Origin of the sequence: Brevibacillus sp. NSP2.1, assembly GCF_000470975.2 — a bacterium.
Classification (GTDB): domain Bacteria; phylum Bacillota; class Bacilli; order Brevibacillales; family Brevibacillaceae; genus Brevibacillus; species Brevibacillus agri.
In genome coordinates, this window is record NZ_CP048274.1 from 5,487,410 (window position 1) to 5,495,000 (window position 7,591).

General features: G+C 51.4%; 6 protein-coding genes, 10 tRNA genes and 1 rRNA gene (1 of these 17 only partly in view). 1 reads left to right on the forward strand and 16 read right to left on the reverse strand.

Annotation, left to right across the window (positions count from 1 at the left end; genetic code table 11):
• Positions 1 to 37 precede the first annotated feature (37 nt).
• The 4 genes from M655_RS26935 to sigW form a co-directional block, all read right to left on the reverse strand.
• On the reverse strand, positions 38 to 1,285 hold the full coding sequence (locus M655_RS26935) for a CdaR family protein (RefSeq protein ID WP_005832269.1): 1,248 nt from the start codon (positions 1,283 to 1,285) through the stop codon (positions 38 to 40).
• Complete coding sequence (gene cdaA / locus M655_RS26940; protein ID WP_007780837.1) at positions 1,278 to 2,096, reverse strand: diadenylate cyclase CdaA; 819 nt, start codon at positions 2,094 to 2,096, stop codon at positions 1,278 to 1,280. Before cdaA ends, M655_RS26935 begins: the two co-directional genes overlap by 8 nt.
• A gap of 107 nt (positions 2,097 to 2,203) precedes the next feature.
• A complete protein-coding gene (locus tag M655_RS26945) occupies positions 2,204 to 2,827 on the reverse strand; it encodes a zf-HC2 domain-containing protein (RefSeq protein WP_005832273.1) in 624 nt (207 codons plus the stop codon).
• A gap of 17 nt (positions 2,828 to 2,844) precedes the next feature.
• A complete protein-coding gene (sigW, locus tag M655_RS26950; RefSeq protein ID WP_005832275.1) occupies positions 2,845 to 3,408 on the reverse strand; it encodes an RNA polymerase sigma factor SigW in 564 nt (187 codons plus the stop codon).
• A gap of 178 nt (positions 3,409 to 3,586) precedes the next feature.
• On the opposite strand from sigW, the gene M655_RS26955 reads away from it, so the two are divergent.
• Positions 3,587 to 3,736, forward strand: coding sequence for an aspartyl-phosphate phosphatase Spo0E family protein (locus M655_RS26955; RefSeq protein ID WP_005832277.1), 150 nt, complete (start codon positions 3,587 to 3,589; stop codon positions 3,734 to 3,736).
• 93 nt (positions 3,737 to 3,829) lie between these two features.
• Here M655_RS26955 and rocF read toward each other — a convergent pair whose 3' ends face one another.
• From rocF to M655_RS27015, 12 genes are all read right to left on the reverse strand, one after another.
• The gene (gene rocF / locus M655_RS26960; protein WP_005832279.1) at positions 3,830 to 4,726 is read right to left on the reverse strand and encodes an arginase; all 897 of its coding nucleotides are present in this window, start codon (positions 4,724 to 4,726) and stop codon (positions 3,830 to 3,832) included.
• 195 nt (positions 4,727 to 4,921) lie between these two features.
• Positions 4,922 to 4,995 (reverse strand) — tRNA-Gly (locus M655_RS26965).
• 48 nt (positions 4,996 to 5,043) lie between these two features.
• Positions 5,044 to 5,120, reverse strand: a tRNA-Pro gene (locus tag M655_RS26970).
• Between the two features lie 48 nt (positions 5,121 to 5,168).
• Positions 5,169 to 5,242 (reverse strand) — tRNA-Arg (locus tag M655_RS26975).
• 22 nt (positions 5,243 to 5,264) lie between these two features.
• Positions 5,265 to 5,340, reverse strand: a tRNA-Lys gene (locus tag M655_RS26980).
• 5 nt (positions 5,341 to 5,345) lie between these two features.
• Positions 5,346 to 5,420 (reverse strand) — tRNA-Gln (locus M655_RS26985).
• Positions 5,421 to 5,435: 15 nt separating this feature from the next.
• Positions 5,436 to 5,520 (reverse strand) — tRNA-Tyr (locus M655_RS26990).
• A gap of 20 nt (positions 5,521 to 5,540) precedes the next feature.
• Positions 5,541 to 5,616: transfer RNA gene (locus M655_RS26995), tRNA-Val, on the reverse strand.
• Between the two features lie 84 nt (positions 5,617 to 5,700).
• A tRNA-Glu gene (locus M655_RS27000) sits at positions 5,701 to 5,774 on the reverse strand.
• A gap of 17 nt (positions 5,775 to 5,791) precedes the next feature.
• Positions 5,792 to 5,867 (reverse strand) — tRNA-Thr (locus M655_RS27005).
• Between the two features lie 7 nt (positions 5,868 to 5,874).
• Positions 5,875 to 5,950 (reverse strand) — tRNA-Asn (locus M655_RS27010).
• A 54-nt stretch (positions 5,951 to 6,004) separates the two neighbouring features.
• Positions 6,005 to 7,591, reverse strand: a 23S ribosomal RNA gene (locus tag M655_RS27015) (it continues 1,385 nt past the right edge of the window).

Here is a 7,591-nt window from a genome sequence, read left to right on the forward strand (position 1 = left end):
CCCTCATTTCCTTCCTTGTGCACACAACAGCTTATGTCTACCTTTGCTTGTTCGTGATTTCGATTGTGACCTTTTTCGGTGCGCTCGCAGAAGTCTTGATATAATCCGGCTGATTGAAAATGTAATTCAGAGGTACCTCGTACACACCAGCCGGCATGTTGCTAACATCTGCTACGACCTGCAAGTCTTCGTGTCTCAATTGATCCAGCACCTGTGCCGCGCCGATTACTTCAAAGTCAATTGTAGACAACTCCTGGCCATCGGTGGACAACACCTTGGCTTGCATAGTCTCTGACAACCCGCTGATGCGAATCGGGATTTTCTCCAAACGCTTGGTTGTGGACGGAACTACTTTCAGCGATACCTTGAGATACTCCGGTTCTACCTTCACAATGTTATCCATTAACGGTATCTTTAGCTCCAGAAGGCGATCTGATGTAATGTTGGCAAGATCGATTTCCGGACCCGGATAGGTGTTCGCCTTCATGGCGTCGATGACCTCTTTCGGACCGAAAACGGTCACCTCATCCACATTCATATCCATACTAGCCAAACTATAGCCATTCGGCATTTCATTCGTCAAGTTTAATTTGATCGGCACTTTCACAAAAGGACTCGTGACCGGGATATTTACTTCTACAGTAAGCGGAATGACATCCGCACCTTGAATCACATTTCCTGACTTGTCCACTACTTTCAGTGGGACTGTAGTCTTAATCGCAGAAGTAGCCCCTTCCAGATCGACAGACGCTTTGACAGCCGCCACTTTGTCTACCTGGCTTTCCGGCACTCTGACCAGTGCCCGGAACGGCTTGACGATCGGTTCTCCTGCGGTATAGCCGGGAGCTACTTGCCCCAGTTTTTCCACCGTAACCTCCCGCTCCACCGTCTTCTTCTCTTCCAGGGTGATTTCCACGATGTTCGGAATAATGCCCACTTTCACCTCATCGGGGAACCCTTTGTACTGGACAGGCACCCTGTGAGTCCCTTTTCCTAAATTGGTGGCATCGACGTACACTTCCATCGAATCAGCCGGGAAAAAGTTATGCCGGTAGAACGGGTTGTTGCTCTCCAATGCGACCTTTACCGTTCGCTGCTGCTTGACGACCTGAAAACGGTCTGTATCGTACTTGACATGCAAGGTCACACCGTCAATAAAGACGGGCTGGCTCGCTTCCGGAGTCGGTGTTTGCTCTGTCTCCAGGTTGACGACCATCCACATCATGACAGCCAAAAGCAGCGCTACGGCCCGTGCAAACCAATGACTGTTCAACCACTTATCCATGTTTTCGCCTCCATTGCCAACGACTGCCAATGGACTTGCCCTTTGACAGAGGCTGGAGCTGTTCGGTCAGCATCTCTGCCAGTTGCGCCTCCGTCAGATTTCGGTTCATCGCGCCATGCGCGGCAAAAGACACTTGTCCTGTCTCCTCCGAAACAATGATGGACATGCCATCCGAGACCTCGCTGACGCCGATTGCCGCGCGGTGGCGAGTCCCGAGCTCCTTCGAGATGGAGTTGTTCTCAGACAGCGGAAGGTAACAGGCAGCAGCCAAAATGACGTCCTTGCGCATGATGACGGCCCCGTCATGTAAAGGCGTATTCGGAATGAAAATGTTGATTAGCAGCTCCGAGCTCACGCGTCCGTTGATCGCGATGCCCGTCTCTACGTAATCGTTCAGCCCCGTCTCTCTCTCAATGACGATCAAGGCCCCGATCCGCCGCTTTGCCATGTAGGTGACCGATTTACACACCTCTTGCACCACACGGTTCACCATGTCATCGTCTTGCAGGCTGCTGGAGCGGGAAAAGAGCTTGCCTCGCCCAAGCTGCTCCAGCGCGCGACGCAATTCCGGCTGGAAGATGATGACCACAGCCAGTACCCCGAAGGTAAAAGCTTGCGACATCAACCAGTGCAGTGTCGTCAGTTGGAAGTACTTGCTGAGCAGCCAGGTGATGACGATCACCATGATCCCCTTCAGCAACTGTACCGCTCGCGTCCCCCGAATGAGCATAATAATTTTATAAATCACGTATGTAACGAGTAAAATATCCGTTCCATACCGCAGTAAATCCCCATAATCCATCGATATCATAACGAAGCCCCCATATCTCGCTCCATCTAAATAAGGTCAGCCTGTCTCCTGCGGAAAAAGCACGGCTCCACTGCCGTGCTGTTGATAGCTGTACTCTCTATTTTCTCTTATGGCAAGATCGGAAGCAAGTCATTTCCAATATTTTTCACCTCATACCAGATCCAATCGAAAATCGCTTCAATGGATTCGGTATTGCCTACCACTTGAGCGGTAGAGGCCACGAACACTTTTCCTTCGATGGCCACGACATTTCCTTTTACTTGCCCCTGAACATCCACGTTGCCGTTGCGCACCACCAAATCTCCATCAATGCTCGTTCCGGCTGGTACCACTACGACATTGCGTTGCCGATCTATTTTCAACTTATCCATGTTGGCTGAAGATACCTGCAACGTATTATCGCGGTCAAACCAGTTCGCGCACAAGCTGCCAGTCATGAGGAACAAAAACACCGCTGCTGCTGTCAAAAACGGGTGGTTCCGCAGCCAGCTTGAAAACAGGTTAGCCTTCGTCGGCGCAGGCAATTGGGCGAGTACACGTGCCGTAAAATCAGGAGAAACATGAATATGTGAAGCGCTCTGTACAAAAGCGATGGCCCGCTGCAGCTCGTGCATATGCTGGCGGCAGCTCGCACAAGTTTTTATATGTGCTTGCAAATGCTGATTGGCTAATTCATCAGTGTCCCCATCCAAATATTCGTGGATGAGAATAATCATTTCCCGGCATTCCATCGTGATTTTCTCCTTTCTCACATCAATCGCAACTTGCTTCGCAACGCTTCCCGTCCTCGGTGAATGCGTGTCTTGATCGTCGTAATGGGAAGTTTTACGATATCGCTGATCTCCTGCAACGACAAGTCCTCAATGTAGCGCAAGATCATAATCGAGCGATATTTCGGCTGCAACTGGGACAGAGCACCCTGTACTGTCTCCTGCAGCTCCTGCGTCACGACTTTGTCTTCCGGTGTTTTCTCACTAGAAGACAGGCGCGAATACCAGTCCATTCCCTGTCCAGGTTCGGTTTCTTCATCCAATGAAAAGTCAGGTCTTTTTTTACGGCCACGGTCGATACATAGATTGGTCGCGATCCGGTAGATCCACGTGGAGAACTTGTAGCTGTCATCGTACGAATGCAGATTGGCATACACGCGCAAAAAAGTCTCCTGCGCGATGTCCTCCGCATCCTGACGGTTTCCCACCATGCGATAAGCAAGTTGGAATATCTTGTCTTTATAAATTTCGATCAACTCCGCAAATGCTTCACGGTCTCCACGCTTCGCTCGCTGAGTCAACCGTTTCTCTACAAAATCCATGCGATCCTCCCCACAATACCGTAATCCTATATACGGATGATACTGCAAATGGTTTCGTTCTAAATGCGTGTTTGTGCAGGTAATTTGTTGGGAAATAGAGGAATAAGGTAACTGCCTACCTCTATATATTATTGATGATAACTCTTTCATCCCTCAGTTGGAAAGGAGAGTGGGACGTATGTCGAAGCAGGACGTTCTCCTCCAGATCGAGCAGCTACGCAAAGAGCTCAACGATCAGTATAAGAAGCAGGCAACCATCACTCCTGAATTAGTCGCCCTAAGCGTGCAACTTGACCATCTATTAAACGAACTACATCTCCATCCTTAGAATGTACTTCTTTCTCCCACCAATGTAAAGATGCGTAAAAAGCAAAAAGAGAGGCGATTTTTGCCTCTCTTTTTGTTCTCAGACAACGATTGGTTACAGCAGTTTATCGCCGAATACAGAGCTCATCAACGCGACTGCGACGCGCGCTGTCATGTTTTCACGGTCGAGGATCGGATTTACTTCCACAAATTCTGCGGAACAGAGAATGTCAGCGTCAGCCAGCATCTCCAGGGAGACATGCCCCTCCCGGTAAGAAATACCGCCGATAACCGGGGTTCCTACTCCTGGCGCGTCATGCGGGTCCAGTCCGTCCAAATCCAGGCTCAAGTGTACGCCATCGGTGTTTTTGGACACGTGGGCAATCGCTTCTTCCATCACGCGAGCCATTCCCAGCTTGTCGATCTCGTGCATGGTGAACACTTTCATGCCAATGCGCTTGATTAAATCGCGCTCGCCTTGATCGAGGTCGCGCGCCCCGATAATCACCACGTTTTCAGGCTGCAGCTTTGGCGCAAATCCGCCGATGTTCGTCAAACGCTTATGTCCATAGCCAAGGCTCGCCGCCAGCGGCATCCCGTGGATGTTTCCCGATGGAGAAGTCTCTCCTGTGTTCAAGTCTCCGTGCGCATCGAACCAGATGACCCCGAGATTTTTCACGTGCTTGGCGACACCTGCAATCGTTCCCAAAGCAATGCTGTGATCGCCCCCCAGCACGAGCGGGAAACGGCCTGCCGTCATGATATCGCTTACAACATCAGCAAGCTTTTCATTCGCTTCTACAACCTCATCCAAGTACTTATGGTTTTCTGTTTCCGTAAACCGATGAGGTCGTGTTACAAAAATATCTCCACGGTCCTCGATATGAAAGCCCATTTTCTCCAAACGAGCTACAACACCTGCGTAACGGATTGCACTTGGTCCCATATCTACTCCACGACGGTCTGCACCCAGATCCATCGGTACACCGACAATACTCATGTTCTTGTTCATGTAGACGCCCCCATTCCTTCGATCGTTGTTGCTCCACCCCTATATTGTAGCCTCCGATCGCGAAATGACTCAACTCGACAGGATTTTGCATAAATAACCCGTCTGGCCTAACGTCGTTCAAAATGGAATGGGAGCAGTCTTTACCTATGAAAAAAACGAGCAACCGAATCGGCTACTCGTTTTAGGCAATACGTATGGAGCGGGTGATGGGAATCGAACCCACGCGACCAGCTTGGAAGGCTGGAGTTCTACCATTGAACTACACCCGCGCAATTTTAGTTAGAAAACAAAAACCCGGCAACAAGTGCGGGGAAAAATGGTCGGGAAGACAGGATTCGAACCTGCGACCCCTTGGTCCCAAGCCAAGTACTCTACCAAGCTGAGCTACTTCCCGATTTTTCTGTTTTTACAGCGCTTCTCCTCACTTTTGGAAGTAAGGAAGCGTGCCCTGAGAGATTCGAACTCCCGACCTTTTGATTCGTAGTCAAACGCTCTATCCGGCTGAGCTAAGGGCACATATTTTATAAAAGGTAAAAACTGGTGAGCCATGAAGGACTCGAACCTTCGACCCTCTGATTAAAAGTCAGATGCTCTACCAACTGAGCTAATGGCTCGCAAATGGCTGGGGTACTAGGATTTGAACCTAGGAATGACGGAGTCAAAGTCCGTTGCCTTACCGCTTGGCTATACCCCAAAAATGCGAAAAAAATGGTGGGGAGAGACGGATTCGAACCGCCGAACCCGGAGGGAGCAGATTTACAGTCTGCCGTGTTTAGCCACTTCACTATCTCCCCATTTTTAGTTCAACAACAAGTGGTGGAGGCTGACGGGATCGAACCGCCGACCCTCTGCTTGTAAGGCAGATGCTCTCCCAGCTGAGCTAAGCCTCCAAAGTACCCCACAAAGAGAAGAGATTGCGTTGTAGCAACACCGAGTACTTTGCGGGGACCCCAACAACTGGTTGGATGTATAAGTGACCCGTAGGGGATTCGAACCCCTGTATGACAGCGTGAAAGGCTGCTGTGTTAAACCGCTTCACCAACGGGCCATGTTCATAATCATTTCTGGTGCTCCCGACAGGAATCGAACCTGCGACCTCTTCCTTACCATGGAAACGCTCTACCGACTGAGCTACAGGAGCAAATGGATGGCTCCTCGGGACGGACTCGAACCGCCGACCGATCGGTTAACAGCCGATTGCTCTACCAACTGAGCTACCGAGGAACGTTGAAGGATTTGTTCCTTCAAAACTGAATACGCATGTTTGCTAAGAGATGTGTGGATAAGTCCTCGACCGATTAGTATTCGTCAGCTCCACGCGTTGCCGCGCTTCCACACCGAACCTATCAACCTCATCGTCTATGAGGGGTCTTACCAGCTTAACGCTGTGGGAAATCTCATCTTAAGGGGGGCTTCACGCTTAGATGCTTTCAGCGCTTATCCCTTCCATACATAGCTACCCAGCCGTGCTTCTGGCGAAACAACTGGTGCACCAGCGGTATGTCCACCCCGGTCCTCTCGTACTAAGGGCAGCTCCTTTCAAATTTCCTACGCCCGCGACAGATAGGGACCGAACTGTCTCACGACGTTCTGAACCCAGCTCGCGTACCGCTTTAATGGGCGAACAGCCCAACCCTTGGGACCTACTTCAGCCCCAGGATGCGATGAGCCGACATCGAGGTGCCAAACCTCCCCGTCGATGTGGACTCTTGGGGGAGATAAGCCTGTTATCCCCAGGGTAGCTTTTATCCGTTGAGCGATGGCCCTTCCATGCGGAACCACCGGATCACTAAGCCCGACTTTCGTCCCTGCTCGACTTGTAGGTCTCGCAGTCAAGCTCCCTTCTGCCTTTACACTCTACGAATGATTTCCGACCATTCTGAGGGAACCTTTGGGCGCCTCCGTTACCTTTTAGGAGGCGACCGCCCCAGTCAAACTGCCCACCTGGCATGGTCCTCTCGCCCGATGAGGGCGACGAGTTAGAAACTCCGTACATCAAGGGTGGTATCCCACCGACAGCTCCACAGAGGCTGGCGCCCCTGCTTCTCAGCTTCCCACCTATCCTGTACATGATGCACAAAGTTCCAATACCAGGCTACAGTAAAGCTCCATGGGGTCTTTCCGTCTTGTCGCGGGTAACCTGCATCTTCACAGGTATTATGATTTCACCGGGTCTCTTGCCGAGACAGCGCCCAAGTCGTTACGCCTTTCGTGCGGGTCGGAACTTACCCGACAAGGAATTTCGCTACCTTAGGACCGTTATAGTTACGGCCGCCGTTTACTGGGGCTTCGGTTCAAAGCTTCGCTTGCGCTAACTCATCCCCTTAACCTTCCAGCACCGGGCAGGCGTCAGCCCCTATACTTCGCCTTGCGGCTTCGCAGAGACCTGTGTTTTTGCTAAACAGTCGCTTGGGCCTTTTCACTGCGGCCCCCTCGGGCTCAGCCCGCCCAACGCAAGCTTACGCTCACGTTGGGCGGGGACCCTCACCCTACCGGGGCGCCCCTTCTCCCGAAGTTACGGGGCCATTTTGCCGAGTTCCTTAGCAAGAGTTATCCCGCGCACCTTAGGATTCTCTCCTCGCCTACCTGTGTCGGTTTGCGGTACGGGCACCTTGTTCCTCGCTAGACGCTTTTCTTGGCAGTGTGAAATCAGGGACTTCGGTACTAAAATTTCCCTCGCCATCACAGCTTGCCCTTAGCGGCGTGCGGATTTGCCTACACACCAGGCTTACTGCTTGGACGGCCATCCAGTAGGCCGCTCACCCTATCCTCCTGCGTCACGCCACTCACTCAAACGGAACAGAGGTGGTACAGGAATATCAACCTGTTGTCCATCGCCTACGCCTTTCGGCCTCAGCTTAGGTC

Excerpts from the sequence above, each read along its gene's own strand:
- M655_RS26935 (WP_005832269.1), bottom strand. The coding sequence starts at position 1,285 with ATGGATAAGTGGTTGAACAGTCATTGGTTTGCACGGGCCGTAGCGCTG.
- cdaA (WP_007780837.1), bottom strand. The coding sequence starts at position 2,096 with ATGATATCGATGGATTATGGGGATTTACTGCGGTATGGAACGGATATT.
- M655_RS26945 (WP_005832273.1), bottom strand. The coding sequence starts at position 2,827 with ATGGAATGCCGGGAAATGATTATTCTCATCCACGAATATTTGGATGGG.
- sigW (WP_005832275.1), bottom strand. The coding sequence starts at position 3,408 with ATGGATTTTGTAGAGAAACGGTTGACTCAGCGAGCGAAGCGTGGAGAC.
- M655_RS26955 (WP_005832277.1), top strand. The coding sequence starts at position 3,587 with ATGTCGAAGCAGGACGTTCTCCTCCAGATCGAGCAGCTACGCAAAGAG.
- rocF (WP_005832279.1), bottom strand. The coding sequence starts at position 4,726 with ATGAACAAGAACATGAGTATTGTCGGTGTACCGATGGATCTGGGTGCA.